Raw genomic sequence first — 267 nt, forward strand, 5'->3', positions numbered from 1 at the left:
GACCAGAGAGGCGCGGCTGGCCACGCTCAAAGGTATCCTCGAGTTCATCTGCGGCCGACGCCATCCGGTCCCCGCGCTGAGCAGCGTCGCGTTGCGCAACTGCCAAGGCTACGGCGCGATAGGCGGCCCCGGCTGGGTGGGTGGCCAGGGCTGCCAGACGACCATCGACGGGGAACGGCTCAGCTTCGATGAGCGCGACAATCGCGGCAGTGTCTACCTGTATTTCACGCCCCAGGACCAGACGGTGGGACTTGCCAACGTCCAGGG

At 67.0% G+C, this 267-nt stretch carries 1 protein-coding gene; it reads left to right on the forward strand.

Annotated features, from left to right (window positions below; all coding sequences use genetic code 11):
* On the forward strand, nucleotides 1-267 hold a 267-nt coding region (locus ACLJNW_RS25575), incomplete at both ends, for a hypothetical protein (RefSeq protein WP_410961420.1).

It is taken from the genome of Salmonella sp. SAL4457, assembly GCF_046548235.1.
Taxonomy (GTDB): domain Bacteria; phylum Pseudomonadota; class Gammaproteobacteria; order Enterobacterales; family Enterobacteriaceae; genus Salmonella; species Salmonella enterica.